This is a genomic window from Ruegeria marisflavi (assembly GCF_025673445.1).
GTDB classification, from domain to species: Bacteria; Pseudomonadota; Alphaproteobacteria; order Rhodobacterales; family Rhodobacteraceae; genus Ruegeria_B; species Ruegeria_B marisflavi.
Genome location: NZ_JAOVQN010000041.1, coordinates 1 through 18,617 on the forward strand (window position 1 = coordinate 1; position 18,617 = coordinate 18,617).

Annotated in this window: 17 protein-coding genes; 6 read left to right on the forward strand and 11 right to left on the reverse strand. The window is 55.5% G+C overall.

Annotated elements, in window-relative coordinates; all coding sequences use genetic code 11:
* The 6 genes from OEZ49_RS22205 to OEZ49_RS22230 all read left to right on the forward strand — a co-directional run.
* Positions 1 to 1,061, forward strand: a 1,061-nt coding sequence (locus tag OEZ49_RS22205; protein ID WP_263390341.1) for an autotransporter outer membrane beta-barrel domain-containing protein, incomplete at its 5' end; no start/stop codon positions are given.
* A 529-nt stretch (positions 1,062 to 1,590) separates the two neighbouring features.
* Positions 1,591 to 2,703, forward strand: a complete 1,113-nt coding sequence (locus OEZ49_RS22210) for an SH3 domain-containing protein (RefSeq protein WP_263390342.1) — start codon at positions 1,591 to 1,593, stop codon at positions 2,701 to 2,703.
* Positions 2,704 to 2,801: 98 nt separating this feature from the next.
* Positions 2,802 to 3,104: a hypothetical protein gene (locus tag OEZ49_RS22215; RefSeq protein ID WP_263390343.1), complete on the forward strand. Its 303-nt coding sequence runs from the start codon at positions 2,802 to 2,804 to the stop codon at positions 3,102 to 3,104.
* A 50-nt stretch (positions 3,105 to 3,154) separates the two neighbouring features.
* The gene (locus tag OEZ49_RS22220; protein ID WP_263390344.1) at positions 3,155 to 3,394 is read left to right on the forward strand and encodes a hypothetical protein; all 240 of its coding nucleotides are present in this window, start codon (positions 3,155 to 3,157) and stop codon (positions 3,392 to 3,394) included.
* Positions 3,395 to 3,597: 203 nt separating this feature from the next.
* The gene (locus OEZ49_RS22225) at positions 3,598 to 3,906 is read left to right on the forward strand and encodes a hypothetical protein (RefSeq protein ID WP_263390345.1); all 309 of its coding nucleotides are present in this window, start codon (positions 3,598 to 3,600) and stop codon (positions 3,904 to 3,906) included.
* Positions 3,907 to 3,952: 46 nt separating this feature from the next.
* On the forward strand, positions 3,953 to 4,714 hold the full coding sequence (locus OEZ49_RS22230) for a heparan-alpha-glucosaminide N-acetyltransferase (RefSeq protein ID WP_263390346.1): 762 nt from the start codon (positions 3,953 to 3,955) through the stop codon (positions 4,712 to 4,714).
* Between the two features lie 315 nt (positions 4,715 to 5,029).
* Here OEZ49_RS22230 and OEZ49_RS22235 read toward each other — a convergent pair whose 3' ends face one another.
* From OEZ49_RS22235 to OEZ49_RS22285, 11 genes are all read right to left on the reverse strand, one after another.
* Positions 5,030 to 5,329: a hypothetical protein gene (locus OEZ49_RS22235; protein ID WP_263390347.1), complete on the reverse strand. Its 300-nt coding sequence runs from the start codon at positions 5,327 to 5,329 to the stop codon at positions 5,030 to 5,032.
* 73 nt (positions 5,330 to 5,402) lie between these two features.
* Positions 5,403 to 7,331, reverse strand: a complete 1,929-nt coding sequence (locus tag OEZ49_RS22240; protein WP_397545700.1) for a DUF3604 domain-containing protein — start codon at positions 7,329 to 7,331, stop codon at positions 5,403 to 5,405.
* Positions 7,332 to 7,754: 423 nt separating this feature from the next.
* Complete coding sequence (locus OEZ49_RS22245; protein ID WP_263390349.1) at positions 7,755 to 8,798, reverse strand: MBL fold metallo-hydrolase; 1,044 nt, start codon at positions 8,796 to 8,798, stop codon at positions 7,755 to 7,757.
* 329 nt (positions 8,799 to 9,127) lie between these two features.
* Entirely contained in the window at positions 9,128 to 10,327 is a 1,200-nt protein-coding gene (locus OEZ49_RS22250; RefSeq protein WP_263390350.1) for a benzoate/H(+) symporter BenE family transporter, read from the reverse strand.
* A gap of 1,088 nt (positions 10,328 to 11,415) precedes the next feature.
* Entirely contained in the window at positions 11,416 to 12,624 is a 1,209-nt protein-coding gene (locus tag OEZ49_RS22260) for an MFS transporter (protein WP_263390351.1), read from the reverse strand.
* 363 nt (positions 12,625 to 12,987) lie between these two features.
* A complete protein-coding gene (locus tag OEZ49_RS22265; RefSeq protein ID WP_263390352.1) occupies positions 12,988 to 13,284 on the reverse strand; it encodes a hypothetical protein in 297 nt (98 codons plus the stop codon).
* Positions 13,281 to 14,801: a YfjI family protein gene (locus tag OEZ49_RS22270; protein WP_263390353.1), complete on the reverse strand. Its 1,521-nt coding sequence runs from the start codon at positions 14,799 to 14,801 to the stop codon at positions 13,281 to 13,283. The genes OEZ49_RS22265 and OEZ49_RS22270 overlap by 4 nt, the downstream gene beginning before the upstream one ends.
* Positions 14,802 to 14,943: 142 nt before the next feature.
* Entirely contained in the window at positions 14,944 to 15,120 is a 177-nt protein-coding gene (locus OEZ49_RS23135; protein WP_397545699.1) for a helix-turn-helix transcriptional regulator, read from the reverse strand.
* Between the two features lie 52 nt (positions 15,121 to 15,172).
* Positions 15,173 to 15,877 (reverse strand): hypothetical protein, encoded by a 705-nt coding sequence (locus OEZ49_RS22275; RefSeq protein ID WP_263390354.1) that lies wholly within the window; start codon positions 15,875 to 15,877, stop codon positions 15,173 to 15,175.
* Between the two features lie 33 nt (positions 15,878 to 15,910).
* Positions 15,911 to 16,999 carry a tyrosine-type recombinase/integrase gene (locus tag OEZ49_RS22280; RefSeq protein WP_263390355.1) on the reverse strand — a complete coding sequence of 363 codons (1,089 nt, stop codon included), beginning with the start codon at positions 16,997 to 16,999 and terminating at the stop codon, positions 15,911 to 15,913.
* A gap of 508 nt (positions 17,000 to 17,507) precedes the next feature.
* On the reverse strand, positions 17,508 to 18,617 hold a 1,110-nt coding region (locus OEZ49_RS22285; RefSeq protein WP_263390356.1), incomplete at its 5' end, for a 3'-5' exonuclease.

The following is an 18,617-nucleotide window of genomic DNA, read 5'->3' on the forward strand; positions in this document are numbered from 1 at the left end:
ATGCCACCTACACGGTCGAAGTCACCGACAGCAATGGCGCCAAGGCACAGGCAACAATCTCGATCGAGGTCCTGGACGACGCATCGCGGATAAGCTCGGCGTTCACAGAGCAAATTGGGGAGTTCATTTCTCGTCGAATGGAGCGCATTTTGAGAAGCGAGCCAAGGCGTTACCACCTAGGGCTTCGGAAGGATAAGGATGCATCTGGATACCTTAATGCCTATGCCAATCGATCGCTTTTGGGAACACAGGGAGGCCTCAATTTCTCGGTCAACTCTGTTTCCGATAACGGGGCATTTTTTTGGGCAGAGGGGTATTACTCAATTTACCAGGAGAACCGAGCCGCAGGTCAAATAGATGGCCAGTTTGGCATCCTTCATCTAGGTGGTGACTTCTCAATCAATAAAGATCTGATTGTAGGAGCTATGGTGAGTTTTGATCATTCTGACGAAGAAATAGACGGCCATTCGAACATTTCCGGAAACGGATGGATGTTTGGGCCGTATTTCTCGACACGATTGTTTGATGATCTTTATTTAAGCGGGCGAGCAGCTTGGGGGCATTCTGAAAACGACGCAAGCATTGATGTGTATGGTACAGGCTCCTCTTGGTCAGGTGACTTTTCGACTGAACGTTTCTTTTCATATGTCAGCTTGTCCGGTCAGATCGAACAAGGGATTTTCACATTCATCCCTGAAGCATCTATGGGATACATCAGAGATAGACAAAATCACTACTTGGTCAGTGACGGTAGTCGGAATGTAGGCGTTCATAGGCAAGTATTAGAGCTTGGGATCGCTGAACTATCTGCTGAGATGCAGTTTCATTTTGGTGCGGCGGGTAACTCTGGAACGCTCTTCGTCCGTCCGTCCATTTCAGGAGAATTTAGGAAATCGGACTATCATGGACGCACATCGTTGCTCACTGGGTCGCTCGATCTTGGTTTTGACAGCACTCCATCCGAAAACCTAAACTACGGCTTTGCGATAGGCTATGACGGGTTTGGCAATCGAGACTTCGATGGTTTTTCGTTGCGCACCTATTTTGACTTCAGGTTCTGAAGAATCTTTCAAAGAGTGCTTTCACACAGACTCTAAGGACCATCTGAAGAACCTGCTGTTTGCAGCATGATCTAATAGGCTGCCCTCGAACATCTTTGACCTGCCACCCGCGAAACCCCTCGCCATGATGTAGAGTCTGCCCAATCTTGCGCTGCTCCCCAAGCTTGGACCGCCGGAAGCTGGATTTTTCCGGCTCAGCTTCGACCGTTCACCGCTGTAGTAAGCGCTCAGATGGAAATCTCCGAACCCAGTTGAAAGCGAGTCACTATTGGTCTGGCTCAACACACCAGGCAAGATCTCAAACAGTGGTTTGTGAGCACGTGCGTGCGGATCGAGCATTTTTTTACCGGCCTCGCGGAATATGGATAATTGATGCGGCAATTGGATAGACCGATGCCTCGCCAATTGCAGTGTTGAAGGAAGCTTCGCGTTCACGCCGAACGAGAGCCGCAATTTTTTATCTACGCTTGCCAACACTTAAGGCAGCGCTACTTTTTCTCGCGACTGAGATGTTTTGAGGATACGCAACATGGCCAGCAGAACAAAGCCCTTCGGCAACCTTGTCGCCGCTGCCGCGCTCGGTCTGGCAGTTGCAACCTTCGGCGGCTTGTCACCCGTGCTCGCGCAGGATCAGGTGCGCACCGAACAGATCCGGTTGGCCGCTGGCACGTCTGACACGACAATCAATGACTCCATCACGGGATATGAGAACGTCCTCTACCGGGTTGGCGCTGAAGCAGGACAGCGGATGAAGATCAGGCTCGACCCGTCGAACGCAGCCACCTATTTCAACGTCTACGTTCCCGGCCAGGGCCCTGGCGAAGAAGCACTAGTCAACAGCCAGTTCATGGGACCCACGGTGCCTGATCTGAACATCTTCGATGGAGTTCTGCCGATATCCGGAGAGTACACAGTTTCCGTCTACATGATGCGCAGCGCGGCGCGGCGGAACGAGGTGTCCAACTACATGATGGCGATCAGCGTCGAGGGCGAGGCTGGCGACAGGGTGCAGGCCGATTACGCTGACAGTCTGCAAGGCGGCCCGGATTTCTACCAAGTGGTTACTTCGGGAGGGACCTTGAATCTGCGATCAAACCCCTCCGCGGGCGCTAGTGTTGTAGCTCGCCTAAACAACGGGCAAAATGTAAGAAACCTTGGATGCCGAATGCAAGACGGCCGGCGCTGGTGCCGCGTCGCCACGCTGGCCGACCCGGGTTTTGAGGGTTGGACCGCGGGCGATTTTCTGGTCGAAGGAAGCGACGATCCTTCTGCAGGTGCGGACAGCAACTCAGCGTCTTCGGGTTCTGGCGCAGGAGCATCGGGAGGCGACGGGTCTACCATGATCGTGCGGTTCCCAGCAGGTTCCACTGGTACTGAACTCACGGAGTATCTGCAACCGCAAGCCAGTAGACGTTATGTTATCGGCGCGAGCAATGGTCAGTTCTTATACTTCCGTCTCGCAGCGAATGGACCCGGAATGACATACGTGATCTACAATCCAGATGGATCTGTTCTCCTCGATGAAATGGCGGCTGTGAAAGAGTACCGTGGGCAGCTCTGGCAGTCGGGCGACCATGTGGTTGAGGTCTACAATACCGCAAATGGTGCCCAGTCGTACAACATCATCTTCGGGATTGAATGAGCAAACGCCGGTTCGGCAAACCAGCAGAAATTAAGTTCGTCTGCATCTGTCGATTGATGAATTGCGATAACCTCACATGAAAGGAAAAGAGGAAAATTATGGCTAATAAATACAAAATGATGGTCGGCGCGGCGGCGCTTGTCGCGCTCGCAGGGTGCATCGAAGACACCGGCAGTGCTTCCGCGCCGGCGAGCACTGGCGGCACGGGAGACCTTTCCGATTTTGTGGGTGCACGTGCGGGTCAGGCCGAGGGTGGACTTCAAGCGCGCGGATATGAACTGATCCGCAGCGAAGGCCTGACGAGCTACTGGTTCAATCGCGATACAGGATCATGCGCGGCGATCACTACTGCGGACGGCCGCTATTCCAATATCACGATGCTGCCAGCGGAGGATTGCTGATCCTTTGCCGAAGGATCATTCGGATCGCCTAGGCGCTGTACCTCGTAGCCATGGCGTTGCTCCTGATCGGAACCTTCAGGCTTTTCGGTCAGGAGCAGGACCAGCTTGCCGGCGTATTCCTGATGCCGCTCGGTATTCTCTGGTTGCTCTGGCTGGACGGGATTAATAATCAGTTTCTGCCATGGTTTGCAGCTTCGGCGCCTTTGCTCTATTCTGCTTCTAATGATGCTTTGCCGCATCTTCGCCCGGCGCAACTCCTCATGAAGAAAGCATCTATGGAATCTAGATGATGATGTATCTGGCTCACGCGCTCGTCACCGGCGTTTTAATCTACGCAATCATGTTTGCATGGACAAGGCTGGGCTTAATATCCCGCGCAAAGAAGGCGGACCGCGTTGGAGTTGACCGCTGTTAGCCGCCGTCGGTGTGACGGTTTTTATCCTCAATATTATTTGGCCTTGGCCAGTCTGAACTGAAAGCAAGGAGAAACTAGATGGGGAAAGTGCTAACTGGGATCCTCGGACTCGTCATCGGCGCGGCTTTGGGCATATTCCTCGTCGCCCCGTTCATGACTGGTACGGCTGCTGGGGTTGGTATCGCCACCGGGCTGTCAGCAGGGATTTGCGCGACCATCCAGGCCGCTCAGGAAGAGCAATTATTGACACCTGGTCAGATCGACCAGGTTCTCAATCGTGCCGCAGCAGATATGGCCGCGCTATCTGGAGAAGCCGCCCCCGAAGAAATGGTAGGTGGGGTTGACGAATGCTCTGAAGTGATGGAGCGCCTTCGATCTTCTGGTTGAGCCGTCGTCGCGGCGATTTCGAAGCTGCTGGAAGCGCATCATACAAATGGCATTAATCGATCGGAAAACGCCCGCTGGTCCGGATCGCAGTGCATTTATCGTATCCAACCGGCTGCTCTGGTTGGATTTGGCACGCACCTTGGCGCTTCTGGCAATGATCGTTTTTCATTTTGCGCGGGACCTTGAGTTGTTCGGCTTCCTGCCGTCCGGGACCACCGCGACCGGAGGCTGGGCCATTTTCGCCCGGGTGATCGCAGGATTTTTTGTTTTCCTGTCCGGCGTAAGCCTTGTAGTCGCGCATTCTGCTGATTTTAATCCAAGAAACTGGGCAAAGCGCATAGCCTTGATTTCAGGTGCAGCGCTGCTCGTGACAATGGCCACCTATGTGGTTTTCCCAGAGCAATTCATTTATTTCGGGATCCTGCACTGTATTGCGGCCTGCTCTATTGTCGGTGGCTTCTTAGTTCGAGCACCAGCAACGTTGCTATGCACCTTTGCGGTATTAATCCTTGTTGCAGGCACAGCCTGGGACACAGGCATTTTCGCCTCACCATGGCTGGCTTGGACGGGATTGACACTGGCGACCCGCCCATCGTTGGATTATCTTCCTATGATCCCGTGGTTTTCCTCGTTCTTGGCGGGTATGGCGTTCGCAAAGGTGCTTCCTTTAACCACCCGCGACCTTACAATCCGGTCGAAAATAGCGGCGCAATACACCACGTTACTCGGTAGACATAGCCTCGCAATCTATCTGGTTCATCAGCCAGTCCTACTTGCCATAATTTGGGTAGCTTTTGCGCTCGCGTGATTCCGTTCCCTGGTTGAGGCATTCTTCTGTTTTTGCATCTGAGATATCAAATGCCGACGCAGCGAACGACCGGTTGCGATTTTAATTCATTGGGCCTGGTTCCATGACCGCTTGCGGGAAATGGCGCTTTAGTGCCGCAAGTTATTTTGCGATTTGGTGAACCGGCGGCCGTGAAGTTCGCTGCCCAGCATCAAGCGGCTTCGTCCTGTGTGGATGTACGCCACAGCATGTTGCAAGTGTCCCAGGCGCCATTTCTCATTACCTTTCTGACGCTTATCCGGGACACTTACGCTTCCGTTGGGCGGCTTGCCGGTATCAGCCCTTGGCGAGCCCCGGACAGGCGAACGGCACTTGCACGACGCGGTGCTGCTCGTTGGGCGCAAGCCGAACCGCGCTGCTGGGGCGCTCGACGCCTTCGAGTTTTTGCAAGGCCGAGGCATGGGCGCCATTGCGCCACTTCGTATCAGCGTACAGTCTGGCGGTCGGCGTGGATCGTCCTCTGCGCAAGGATACAACCCGCGCCTTGCTGTCCACGTAGATGCCATGGCGCTTGAGCGCACCACCAGCGTCATCCACGCCGGGCAGCGGCTCCTGGTTCACATCCGAACAGATCAACTCGCATACCGTCCGCTTACAAGCCCGCCCTTCCCGTCTCAACCTAGGTCCTTCTAGCCCCTCTGGTGCGACCCTATCCGGAGGGAATGATGTATACCGGGCTGGTCCAGATGCGGTGACCATCCTCGGTTGTGGTGCGGATCCAGATCGGCAGGTCCTGTCCATCTGAGGCAACCGGAATCATTGTCGAGCATCGCATCTCGCATCGATCCAGTGCTTCGGGAAGGCGAAAGACGCGAATTCGACGCTCCAACCCGCCAGCGTCGAAGATCCGGTCATCCATGCCAATATCCGACAGGCGCATTTGAGCCTGAACCAACCCTGTGTCGATGATTAGTTCACCGTCCAGCGTGTCGTTGAGCCAGAGATCGACCCCGCCGAAGTTCCCCGTGGTGACCGTGTCGAAGTCGATGGTCTTTGCGTCGCCTTGCCGGACCGGGCGTTCGAGGTTCCATGCATTGATCGCCTGGAAACGTTCGATCGTTGCTCTGCTGGTGCTTAGGCTACCGTGCCAGCGGGTGGTCCGGCCCCGGCCCCTGTATTCCGCACCTTCCCATAGGACGCGGATCCGCTGTCCGAGATCAAGCGCGGCGTAGGGCCGAAAGGTTTCAACTCGCTGGTCACGGCAGAACACATCGATACGTTCGATCGGTGCGTGGGCATGCAAATCGATATCAACCTGCACTTCGCGCGCGCCGGTTCGGGCGATATCTCCCATTCTGGCAAGAGTCGCGGGCTTTGGCGGCAAGTCGGAAACCCGAGGATCCTCGGGAAAGACCTCGCCTTGGGTTCCCAGATGAATCGCGACGTCGATATGGGCGCGGCATCCGGTGGTGCCGAAATGGTGCCGCTCGCGCATGGCGCGGAAGATCCCGTCGCGCGCCAGCTCCTTGGCCAGAAAGCAGGTTAGGCCGCTTGCCGCGCCGAACTCGGAGGCGCCGGGATAGGCGGCACCAGGGGCGCCCTTGTGAACGTCACTGTTGCAGACCACGCCGACACGGTAGTTCAGCTTGAACGCATCTGTGAGAATCCATTCGAAGGTCCCCCAGTCGGAATGCACCTCGACTGCGGTTCTGAGGCGCGCATCCTCGCCACGGGAAATATCCACCGGGCGGCCGCCTACATGGGCATAGAGCACGCAATCCCTACCTTGCAGGGCGGCGAACAGATCATTGATGGTATGGGCATCAGTCGCCAGGTCCGACCGGTCAGCAAGCAGCGCATGGCTGGACCGGTGGATCTGTTCGCCTTCGTTGCGGAAGAACACGTTGTGATCTCCCCCAAGCGGCGTGTTTCCCGACCATTCGTAGCCTGGAAAGGCGGTGAATTGGCCGGGGACGTCGAACTCGGCGCTGACTGCGTTGATCTCCGACCAGAACCCGTTGGTGATCTGGAAGTCGTTCGCCTGATGGCTGGTTACATCAAGGAATGCGACGTCGCGCGCGAATTCGAAATACTCGCGGATTGTGTTGATCCCGACTGTTTCGCCGCTCTGACCGTGCAAGTCCCCCCAATAAGCGGCATGGTCGCCCTGTCTGACAAGGACCGGGTTGGACTGGGCCAGAACCGCGCCATCCTCGGACAGAAGCTCCAGATGTGTCGTGCCTTCGGCGCCGATGGATAGATTGCCGATCCGCATGGCTCGACGACCTTCGGCGAAGTCAACTTCGGTCGGCAGGTTTTCGACGGGGCCTGACGCACGCAGCCTGAGCCGCGTCGGGTGGAAGCCGGTCGCGTTGCCCCAATGGTCCTCGGCGCGGATGCCAATGGAAAACGCCTCGCCCGGGCGGCGCAGGGTCGGCGCGGTCAGAACCCAGCGGTCAATCGGGGCGGGCAAGACCTCGACACCTTTTGCAGCGATGGGCAGGAAAACACCTGTCGCGCAGGCGTCCACCAGAACAAGGAATTCGAGGCAGCTTTCCGAGAAGGTTTGCAGCCGGTAACCGGGCGACCCGCCGGACCGGTCACCGAGAGTGATGGTGATCGTGTCGCCGGGCTCCATGTAGCCCCGCGCCACGGTAATCCGCAGGCCGTTGTACCATGGACGTTGGTGCGGATATGGCTCGATATGCAGGTCGAGCCTTACTCCGTTCGATGCAATTGCGGTAATGTAGTTCGGCGCTGCCGGGTCATGACATTGCGCCACGCCGTTGTCTGCTGTCCACCTTTGCACCAGCTTTATCGCGCCGGTGTCGTCTAACCCGTACTCGCCGACAGTGTAAACGATTGTGAAGGTCTGGAAGCTGCGCACCGGAAACGCGCCTTCGGGGGAAAGGCTGATGCTACCGTAATCCGCTGCCGCGGACCCTGGCAGAGCGTTTGGCCACACCTCACCCATATGATCAATTCTAGAAATCGGCACGGCATCTGCTCCCTTCTGAAGGTTTTGTCATTTGTGGATGTGTGGACTGTCTTGGCGCCGCATTCAGCAAGAAACCAAAGGCCGGTTTATGAGCAAATCGCCGTCCGGCACAGTCTCGATCTCACCACGCCGAACCAACCGGTTTACATGTGCCAAGGTCTCGGTGAACGCAAAGCTCATCTGGTGCGCATCAAGTTCTCGCAGGAAGAGAATTCCAACAAGTTCGGCATTGGTATGCGGCCGCACACTACAGGCACTCCGAATGAGGTCACAGCGTTCTTCGTGATGAGCCTCCAGTTCGGCGCAGCGTTGCTGAAGACCTACGAAAGGACGGCGGTGGCCGGGCAGAATGAGCACGTCGTTAGGGATCTCGGCTCTCAGAAACCGTAGCGATCGCAGAAAATGCCCAAGCGGATCGCCGCTTCTTTCGTCAGCATAGACACTGACGTTAGGCGAAATTTTCTCAAGAATCTGATCTGCGGCGAAAAGCAGTTTTTCTTCTTTGCAATATAGCAGCACTTGCTCATGTGCATGACCGTCCCCGGTTATGATCCGAAACGTTCGATCGCCGATTTCCAAAACGTCAGACATCAGTAGACGCAGGAAGGAATCTGGTAGCTCACCGACCCGGCGCAGATAGTCGTTGCCCTGGATCGCAACAATCCCTGCTCCCTCCCGCGACATGCCGTGCCGAGTATAAAAATCGAAATAGCTGCGCGTCTGACGCTCGTTTCCACCAAGAGAGATCACCTTGCTGCCCATATAGGTGGAGTAGCTGGTCAGCAGCGGCGCATCGAACCGTTCGCACATCCAGCCGGCCAGACCAATATGGTCAGGATGGTGATGTGTAACGATTACCTTTGAGATCAATATACCCGACAGCGGTCCGGCGAAGTAGGCCTCCCAAGCGGCGATGGCCTCCATTGTCTTGATCCCGGTGTCAATCACGGCCCACCCGACATGGTCCCGAACAAGGTAGATGTTCACGTGATCGAGCTGGTATGGAAGGGGAATTCGGATCCAAAGGATACCGTCCGCAACCTCGCAAACATCCCCGAAGTCGGGCATCTTTTCGAAAGGGAAAATCAGGTTCGACTGTTGGCTCATGGCGGTATCCGTGGCGTGCTGTTCTACGAGCGGACAAAGGCTGGGATGACCAACAAAATCCGACTGTCACACCGGAACTTTTCAGCGAAGGCTCGGATGTTCAAGAGCAAACGAGGAGCTTCCTGTCGGCATTGCCTTGCGCTTTTGCTTACGTCGACGTCAAACCAGTTTGCCCCAACCCATCGGGCAACCAAATCGTGTCGACTTGCCCCCCTCCAAGGGGGAGGCAGGACGCGGGTTTGTCGGGAGCGCAGTTCGAACCGACGTGGCCCCACCGAAAGACTGCGCAATCGACCTTGCGAAATGAGAGCAGTTGCCCAACCAAACGCTTAGCGCTGTGCAAACGATTCTTTTTCCATCAATAAGCTCGCCAAAACACCGAAAACCAGCCCCCAGAACGGCGCGCCGATGTTCAGGATAGGCATGCCAGCGAGTGTCACCAGGAAGGCAACGAGGGCACCTAGTGGAAAAACCGGCCCAAAAGCGGCTTGGAACGACGATTGAAGTGTGCGGAGCAGCGCGAGGCCGGCTAGTGTACTCAGGAAAGCGGTTGGCGTTGCAAGCAGCAGGTCTGTAATCAAGGGCGAGAAAAATCCGAACACGACTGCAAAGCCGCCCAGCACCACGGCGGCGATCCATTGGCGTTCGGTTTTGCCGCTCGATACGAGGATTGCGTTGGACGGTCCGGTCAGGCAGCTCGACACACATCCGAAAAATGCGGTTGCCAGCGAGGCCGCCCCGCATGCCGTGGTAATTGCGCTGACTGGCGGTTGATGTCCCGCGTTTCGCAGGATCACAATTCCCTGAGCGTTCTGAGCGGCAATCACGGTGATTGCGAGGGGAACCACCAGTTCCAGCGCCGCTGCCAGGGAAAACACTGGCCAGTGAAACTGCGGAGCGGCAAGAACGCGATTTTTGCCGGACCATGCAAAGCTGTCTTCGCCCTGAAAGCCGAGGATCAGCAGACCAACCACCAATACTGCAATCATCGGCGGAAAGGTCGCCTGCAACTTCGGGGCAGCGGTAAGGAGCACGAAGGTCGCGGACATCGCTGCGACCAAAATGAAATCGGACTGGAACGCACGTATCCAGTCGAGGCCAAACTGGACGAATACTCCGGCCACCATCCCCATTACGATTGGCATGGGCAAGCGATCCATGGCGGACCTGACCCAACCTGTTAAACCCAATATCAGCAGAAGCAATGCGGTCAGAATATACGCGCCAATCACCTCGGAGAGACTGAGCGATTGAAGCGCGCTTCCGACGAGCACCGTACCGGGAATAGTCCAGAAAAACGCAAGCGGTTGCTTGAAGTAAACCGACATGCCGATACTCAGGGCGCCATTCAGCGCAAATGCTGCAAAAATCCAAGAGGCAAGATCAGCTTGAGAAAGGTCGCCGCGCACCCCGGCCCCCAGGATGATTGCCACCGGTGCCGATGCTGCGAAAAGAAACGCGACGAACGCATTCACCGTTTCGGTTATCGGGAGGCGCGGAAAATTCCCGGTCCTTTTTTGTTCAGTCATCTTTCGTCCTTGGATGCCGACTCGCAAACGTGGCGACCTAGTAGAAATTACCGCGTTAAGCTCATAGTAGATGCAAGCCTGTCCCTTGAGCGCAATAACCCCAACGCACCTAGACGCGTAATCAAAACAAAGCCCTTGGCTTGAAGTTCGTGAAAAGCTGCCATAGCAGTATTTATGCCAACGCCCAGTCTGAAGGCAGCCCGACGGTAGCTTAGTTTCAACATCCCATTGTTATTGAACCTGTTACCCTTCCACTCTAGGCGCAACCAAATGTAAAGCATCTGTGCCTTTGGGCTGATAGCTCTCCAAGCCTCACTTTCCGTCAGGCCATTTTGCTTGGGGTCCGCCGGGGCAGCGTCTGTTACAAGCCACGCCCGATATCGGATGCCGATCTTAAGCTGATGCAACCGGATCGACAAGCTGCACATGGAATTCCCATTCGAGGGCAGCCGAATGGATGCGGAAATCTCACGACCGGACATCCCCTAAGCTCTTCCATGAAAAACCCGCTGGACGACCTCAGGCGGCCGGGAAAAATGATCTTGAGTTCGCCTGGTTCAAAGGCTGTCTGACAGCCTCAAGAACTCGCACCTACTAACCACCTGGAAACAAAAGGTTACTTCCTGCATCCCCTTGAGGCACACCCAACAACCGTTATTGAAGGATGCGGAACGAGCTTGCGACCGAATTCAAGCAATGTTCGGGAAAAAAATCTGCGCGTGTGAGTAGTGACGGGTTTGGAGTTTAGGCAGTTTCAGGGATTTGCCCCACCCCTCCCCCGTTATTACCAATGACGTTTGACTGGAAGTCGATTGCAGGTCGCGAATTCAACAACAACCTTATCCTCACCCCTGCGTTAACACGCAACTCACCGAAGCCACGGAGCACGAAATACCCGCGTGAAGGAACGCCCGAGGAAGGACCCAAGCAACGATTATTAGCAGCTTATGCCACAAGCAAAGGACGGGAACCTTCGCACCCATCTATAGTGTAGATGCTCGACCGAGATGTGCCTACAGACGTTTTAAAAAGTAGCAACTTGCAGGGCCTAGCTGGGAGCGTACGAAAAGGCATGTCCTTCCTTACGATCAAGCGGCCAATGGCCCCTGCCCGCGCGGCTTGAGAAGAACAGTTCCGACCAATAGAAGGTTCAGTACCCCCGCCGCAGCCGCCACGCCGTAGGCCAGTTCATAACCTCCGGTGAAATCAAATAGCAGTCCCCCAAGGAACCCACCATTGGCATGACCCAGCGCTCCGAACATGTTGACCTTCCCAAGAGCCGCACCTCGACGGGTAGGATGGGTCAGCGTTGCGGTTGAGGCAAGGATCCCGGTCATCACCCCGGCATAACCGAAGCCATAAATTACCGCGTAAATCTTGAAGGTCCCCAAGGATTCGATCATCGTGAAGCCAAGGATCATTGCCGTCATCCACAAAACGGCGGTCATATAGGCCCGCACTGCACCGATCACATCGACCAACTTGCCGAAGGCTACCCGTCCAGCAATCCCCGCCATCAACATGATGAAGATGACACCGCCGGCTTCTTCATTGCTGAACCCACGGTCGCGGATCAGCGGCACAAGGTGCACCAGTGGTACCGACATGCAGGTACAGCACAGAAAAATAGCAGCGCACAGCGCGGGAATGACCACATGCTCCGGCGGGTATTGCGCATCTCGGGCCGATTGCATTGCCCGCCCGCTTGCCCCGGTCTGGGGTGGTGGGCTGATCAAAAGCGACAATGGCACCATCACCGCCAGCATCACGAATCCGGTGATGGCCAGTGTCGCGCTTGTTCCGTATGCCTCGATCAGGATCGATGAGACATATGGCACTGTGCCCTGCCCAAGTGCCTGTCCTGCCGAGGCAATGCCAATGGCCAGCCCTGCCCCAACAGGGAACCAGTTTCCTACCGCGGCGAACATCGGCGCAAAGATCGAAGCTGCGCCAAAAAATCCGGCGATTGCCATCAGAAGGTACAACTGCCACAACGCCGTCGCCTGCGACGCCGCAAGGTAGCAGACCCCGAGAATGACAGAACCGAAGAGGGCCACGGGGCGGGTCCCGAACCTATCGCCAACGGCTCCCATCACGACCCCGCCGATAGCAAGCCCGATCAGCCCAATCACGTTGATCGTTGAAACCTGGGACCGGCTCCAGCCGAAAGCCTCTTCCATCGGGACGATGTAGGCCGTTATGCCATTCATCGTGGCGCCCATGCCGATGCCGAGGATCAGGCCAGCGGCAATCGCAATCACCCAGCGATAGGCGGGTAGTGTGTCAGTCTGCGTCATGACCGGCCTTCAATCCCTGTGAACGTCCAGCTTCCTTACTCGACGCAAGGCCCATCGTGCACCCTTTATCTGCTCCCCCATTCGCGCGGCTTGAAGGCAAAAAGGCTAAAGACCTGCGAGCGCGCACCTTTGGTGCACCTCGGCGCACGCTCATTCCGAAGTCACCGAACGCCAATATCGAGCTAGAGAGAGTTAGGGAGAAGCCCCTGGCTTTCAGAGTTCGGGTGCCTTTGCATCCAACCGAAGCGCGTCGCAGCTTTGGGCGACTGTCCTACCGCTAGGCTAATCTTGAAAGGGCCGGGAACGAGTTTGGCCCCCAATAAATTGCCGTTCGCAACACAACCGCAACGTCCAGCCGCTTGGTCATTGCCCCTTTGTACCACGTTGCGCACAACGACGCCCAGCAAGGAATTCAGCCAATGGCCGCGGCAAGCCACCATCATACTCCATGATGGCGGCCCGCTCCTCAAACGCGTCATCCTCATCGGTCAGGCTCTTGCATGCACGCGCCTGTTGCTGCGGCAACTGCGGCATCTGCGGCAAACGTTTAGATCGCGTTGACTGATCGTCCTCTTCACTGTTGCGAGGATCCCCAGCCGGAAAAATCTCCTCTGCATTTTCAAAACATTCCCTGATGGTGCGGATACCAGCCGACTTCATTGCAAGGCACCTGAGCGCACAACCCGCCAAAATGTACGACTGACGGCGCCGCAGATCACTTGCTTTCCGGCTCCGCGAACGAGCCAACCGTGCTCCTCAAGTTTTTGGATGCAGCGCGTCAGGGTGTTGCCGTCACGCAGGTGCCCAGGGCCGTATTTCATCATTGTGCGCTTGTCGATGAAATCCTTGTGCCACTTATCGCAAACCCAGGACCGCAGCTCTTCTGCGGCACGAAGTTCTTCGTTGGGCCGACCGGTATCCGTGATGCGCAACATTTCCGACAGATACCACTCCATCATCCCGATGCCGTTTTCCATTGTCTCTGCAGTGACCTCAGGGGCGGTTTCATCGGCGAAGATGGTTTGGATCCCGGCAATCCGAACGGCCATTTCAGGCGACTTCGCGGCAAAGCCCGTCATGTATTCGAATGCCCCTCCCTTCACTGAAGCCTGCTCGACTCGATTGTAGAAGTCCTCAAGCTGTTTCCGCGCCTTCTCGGACAGCGCCAATACCCTCGGTTGCAAATCGGCCCGTGTCCCCGGATGAATGGGCAGGTCCGCGTTTAAGAGTTCAGTTATGCGTTTATCGAACGCGGCCAAAACAGATTTGGCTTCGGCCTCTTCCGCCGAGCGAGCCTCGCTTTTGCGAATTACCCGTGAACCGATCTTGCTTTCGGGCCAAGCGATAAGAACCCGCGATAGCAATCCCTGGTCTTTCATGATGGGATCACCGACCACACTCTGCGCGACGCCGGGTTGGATCATCAAATGAAGTGATACTCGCTTACCGTTTAGCTGGACCGGCTCTGAGGATGCTCTGCTTTTGGTGAGTGAGGCTCCATCCCAAAGCTTGGAAAATCCCGCGGCAGTTTTGAGCGCGTTTTCCTTTTTCATACTGTGACCGCCAAAAAACTGACCGCCTTCATCAGTCATCACAGCGACAGATGGGAAACCAATTTCCAATTGGCGAAAAAGCCCTTCGATCGTTGGGTCGCTGATCCGCATCGCGGGGTAAAGCGGGGGTTCAGGCGGGAGGTCTACGGCCACTTTTTTGATGTCATCGTCGATTACGTCAAAATCATCGTTCCTCTTGCGCCTTCTGCCCTTCTGATAGGCCAACTTCGCCGCTTCAAACTTACGCTTTTCGTGATAGTACTTGCGGCCCCGTTCGACGTCGAAACGCTCGACCGCAGTTGACGCCAGATGGTCACATGCCGATTTCCGCTCACCGGATTGAGCCACGGTCAGCGCGAAGCAGCTCAGCGGGACAGAACCAAAAAGAAACTCCGCATCGGCGTGTGCCTGTGTGGCCAAACTGACTACGATCAGGACGCTTTGCATCGCGATTTCATCGGGCGCCTGCGTCAATGTCGAAATGGCCCTGACCACTTCGGCCAAGCGTCCAAAAGCGTCCCAAGGAACCGGTTCCGAGGCCCTCAGTGCTCCGAACAGTGGGGTCGGCTCGGCTTGGGGAGTGGAGACATAGCTCTCCCCTTTGCTAAACTGTGAAGTTAGCATTCATTCTCTCCAGCAGTAAGTTGATGGGCTGGTTTCTGAGCCCGACACCTCTGTGTCTTGATCAGCGGGATCCGCTAAAGTTTACAGATATTCTGTGCTGATCGATCGGCATCTCATTGACAAAGAATTGCCGATACACTGCTCACCTGCACGCACATGTCATCCAATCGTCGAGATCAGCCTTCAGGTACCGGATAGCCCTCGCGCCAATGCGAAGGAAACGGGGACCCTTCTCGTACATCCGAAGCTTTGCCAGATAGCTTTCACTTAAGTTGGTGTAGTTCGCTGCCTCTTTGGAGGTGAGGTAAACTTGCTCCAATTTGTTTCTCCACTTTGATTTCCTGTCATCAAAATGAAGGGTTTTCTTGACGTTAATCTATGGGTAGCAAATCCAAAGACTCACGATTTCTATCTATATGCTTGGCCCAACCGTTGAATGCGGCGTCCACGTTTGCGTTGATGTTGTAGAGATCGAAAAGATCAACGAGCAAACGGCGCAGTGGCCCTGAACCGTTCATCTTTTTGGGCACGTTCATTTTGTCGGGGTATCTGCGGCTCACTTCCACGGCGGCCTCCACAACCTTCCAGGCATCGATGTTCCGATTGCCGGTCGCGATACCTACGGGCAACTCGTCCTGAGTGTACTTTATCGCCTTGTCGATGTTCTCCGCAAAGGAGATCAAGCCCCGAAACACCTGCTTGGCGACATCAACCTCGGCGAAACTGGGAGCTCGTTCAAACACCTCCTCTGCGCAGGTTTTGCGGTCATAGGTTCCGTTCAAGACCTCAAGCGGCAAAGTCAGGTTCAACTCGACTTCACGCAAAACACCATGGTGGATCTTAGAAAGACTTTCTGCCGCCTGCCGGAGCTGGGCACGCAGGCGCGTCAGGTGGTCTTGCTGTTGATCAAAATTCCAGCTCTCGTACAGAGCAGCCTCTTTTACGGCCAGAAAAAAATGGACGAGATGTGAAATGCGCTGTTCATCTATCGAAGCAAAGTGCTTCTCAAGTATAGGACACACCTCACAAAACCTTTTTAGATAGGCTTCCTGATACTCATCCATTGAATTCCGCATCTTATCTATCCTTCGAGCGCGCAATGTCAGCGTTCATATTTTCTCAACAGATCCTATGCGGTCTTGGATTTCCCTGCAGATCGTCTCCATCGAGGGGCGCAAGGCATCCAGACTTGGTTTCACATACCGCTGTCCAGTAATGGACAAAGGCGTGTGGTTCAGCAAGCGGCCGACAACCTCTTCCAGAATTCCCGCCTCCATTGCGATGGTCGCGAAAGTCCGCCGATGCGCGTGCGGAGACCAAGTAATCTTCTCAGGGCCGGTAATGTAGCCCGTGAAGGACTTCGGCGATGGAAACACCCATTGCCGGCTTAATCCACGGACCGGCGCCAAGATTTCGTGGTGCAGCTGCGAGATCGGGAAATCGAAACTGCGCCCGTTCTTGGTCATGGGGAGATGGATGTGATCCTCACGAACATTCTTCCATTCCAGCGTCAGAGCTTCGGTCTTGCGAAAGCCTGTAAACAGGATCAGCTCGTAGAAGACCTTGTGGATCGGGTTGTGGAGGTTGCCCACTTCGCGACGCCATTCCTTTAGGTCTTCGATGACCGCGCCTTTCGGCTGCTCATCATACCACTCGATCGCCATGGTTGGAGATTCCGCCAGATCATGAACACGACGAGCATGGTTCCAGACTGTCCGAAAATACTTCAAAAGATGGTTGGCCGTCGATGGAGTCGCCGCAAGTGACCTATGCCGTTCCACCACCATCGATTTGGTGATTTCATCGAGAGGCAGGCGCAACCAATCCTTGAGATGAAGCTCGAACTGCTGCCGCATAGTCAGCTTATGCGTATCGGACCGAAGCTTGGGTCGCGCCAGATAGGCTTCCATCGCAACTTGCAGGGATGGAGCGCCGATTTGGATTTTCTTACCTGCGCCCCTGCCCCATTCAAGCGCAAACCCGAGAGCCGTCTGCCGGGCCACCTCCGCTGTGATCACCGGATATCGACCGATTAAGACCCTCCGTGTCTGACCACCGACGTCCTTCTGGTAGTACCAAGTCTTGGCCTTCTTGCCGACGAAGAGCACAAGCCCTCGGACCTCGCTATCCCAGTGCTTGTCGGTGCCCGATTTTGTCTGCGGAACCTTGCGGGCGAAGGTCTCTGTGAGCTTTGGCATTTTGTCAGTTTTTTGTCGGATTTGAATGGAAACACTAGGACACAGAGGGAATGACCATGCTTGAATTTTTCACATAAAGTGAAAGACTTGGCAACCTCAGGAATGTCAGGGAAACTTAAAAACGTTGCTTGGAAGGCAAGGGTCTTACCATTACACAACGCCCGCTCAGAGTTCTACGAGGTATGACATCGCTGTTCCGAGGTCAAGCGCTCGTCTTTAAGATAAGCGAGATTATTGATGACAAAGCGTCAAGCCGCAATCAATGGTTTGGGCGATGGACTGTCCGCGGTTTTGGCACGAAATCTCTCACCTGTGCATGCGCTGACATTTGCCGCAAAAAGTTGAACCAAGATGCTGATCACCCCAAGATGAGGGTCAATATTATAGCCGACCTGCACGCAATTAATCTGCCGCGTGCGGAACGGTTTTACCGCGATGGTACAAACTTGCCTATGGGATGCGAAGTTTAGGTGATCGACAATTTGCGGGTGAACTGAACCATTTCTCATCACTTTATAAGGCTTGTCGGCTGTCCAGACCAAGAAACACGCAAAGCACGCTTTGCTCGCGTCGCTGCGACGTGCAAAAGAGAGCGATACTGAGTGACAATGTCCTCTCGGTCCGCGGCGTCGACAGCTGATTTCAATGCACCTGGCGGCGGGAATGCCGCTTCAGACAAGAAGGGGATTGCAACTGCGAAGAACTCAAGTCCCTTTGCGCGGTGCATGGTCGTGATACGTACCCCCGGGATTGATCGATCATCCGCACCAGCTTGGAGGATCACTGTCTCGATGCCACCCGCGCGCAAGGTTTCACTCACCCGATCCACGTCCGCTCGACGTGCACAGAGGACACCAACGTCTGAAAAATGCATGTCATCGGAGGGGAGAGCTTTCACCCAAGACGCAAGACCCTTGAGCTCCTCCTGTTCGGAGGCGCATCCAACCAGGTTCGGTGATACTCCATGCAGGAGGCTCACATATCCGCGTAGCGTGTCACTTCCCTCATCGAGATCATCCACGCTTACACCCTCAAGAACGGATACGGCCCACGCTCGAATCTCTTGGGTCGTTCGATAATTCAGGCGAAGTCGCCGAGACCGTCCGCGGACATTGATGCCGCAGGAAGACATGCTGGCTCTACGCCCGTAAATCCGCTGGTGCGCATCCCCGACTATGAAGAGCGAATTGCTGTCCCCAGACGGCGTCTCCGGTACGATAGCCCTGATTAATCTAAAGGCTTGTTCCCCCATATCCTGCGCCTCGTCGACGATCACCGCCGTATAGGGCAGGTTAGGCGCCTCTGCAGCAAGGATCTCGATCGCTTCACGGTAGGCATCATCCGGTTCAGCGAGCCCCTCACTTATCATTCTAGTCCGGTAATCGGTGAAGATTACCCAGAGCGCGGCCCTCTTGCGGCGATCGAGAGGAGTGCCGCGTCCGGCTCTGGATGCTTTCAGGTATGAACGCTGATCGATTAGACCTTTCGCCTGAACGATCTGCGCCCATTCCGCGCGGATGAAAGCCTCGGAGAGCCCATGATGTTGATTTTTGCTGAGAAGTGACCCGGTAGCCCCATAATTTTCCACCGAGATTTGACCCATGTGAACACGCTGCCC